The sequence below is a fragment of the Vibrio sp. Isolate32 genome (assembly GCF_022397955.1).
Classification (GTDB): Bacteria; Pseudomonadota; Gammaproteobacteria; order Enterobacterales; family Vibrionaceae; genus Vibrio.
In genome coordinates this window covers 1-867 of sequence record NZ_JAKEUQ010000078.1, presented here as the reverse complement: position 1 = coordinate 867, position 867 = coordinate 1, and the positions used below count along the sequence as shown (strand labels likewise).

Genomic DNA, 867 nt, shown 5'->3' with positions numbered 1-867 from the left:
TCATCAAGAAGGGTTAATTCTTGATGACTGTTTGCCGGACTCAATGTGAATCAAACTAAAGTTTGATTCGAATACAAGACACTTGAATGTGTTTGTTGTGTTTATACCGTTCTTATTAACTAAGAGCAGATAAACATTGAGAACTTTTAAATTTGATTAACTTAATCACAGCCTTGAGCTGTTTGATTTCACTTTTTAAAGTGAAAACCAATTAAGTAATCAGTCAGCTTTCCAAATTGTTAAAGAGCACGAGTTTCAAAGTATTAAACTTTTAACCCATTTTTAAACACACTCGTAAGAATGCTTAAAGATGGTGGGCGATACCGGGCTCGAACCAGTGACCCCCTGCTTGTAAGGCAGGTGCTCTCCCAACTGAGCTAATCGCCCATGATAGTTTTGATTCCTTCATGGAGAAAGAATGGTGGAGCTATGCGGGATCGAACCGCAGACCTCCTGCGTGCAAGGCAGGCGCTCTCCCAGCTGAGCTATAGCCCCATATTTTTATTTCCTTGGGAGGAAATGGTGGGTCGTGCAGGATTCGAACCTGCGACCAATTGATTAAAAGTCAACTGCTCTACCAACTGAGCTAACGACCCAATGGTATCCCGTAGGGGAGTCGAACCCCTGTTACCGCCGTGAAAGGGCGGTGTCCTAGGCCTCTAGACGAACGGGACACTGGATTGAAGAACTTGGGAGTTCTTCGTCTCTTTTACTTTTTAAACCGTATCAATCTGTGTGGACACTTATCGTGAATATCTTCGTATAAGGAGGTGATCCAGCCCCAGGTTCCCCTAGGGCTACCTTGTTACGACTTCACCCCAGTCATGAACCACAAAGTGGTGAGCGTCCTCCCCGAAAGGTTAAACT

At 44.3% G+C, this 867-nt stretch carries 4 tRNA genes and 1 rRNA gene; all 5 read right to left on the bottom strand.

What is annotated here, in order from left to right:
* Window positions 1–311: 311 nt before the first annotated feature.
* A tRNA-Val gene (locus L1D11_RS22470) sits at window positions 312–387 on the bottom strand.
* A 32-nt stretch (window positions 388–419) separates the two neighbouring features.
* A tRNA-Ala gene (locus L1D11_RS22465) sits at window positions 420–495 on the bottom strand.
* Between the two features lie 25 nt (window positions 496–520).
* A tRNA-Lys gene (locus L1D11_RS22460) sits at window positions 521–596 on the bottom strand.
* Window positions 597–598: 2 nt separating this feature from the next.
* Window positions 599–674: transfer RNA gene (locus L1D11_RS22455), tRNA-Glu, on the bottom strand.
* A gap of 89 nt (window positions 675–763) precedes the next feature.
* Window positions 764–867: ribosomal RNA gene (locus L1D11_RS22450) — 16S ribosomal RNA — on the bottom strand; the annotation flags it as partial.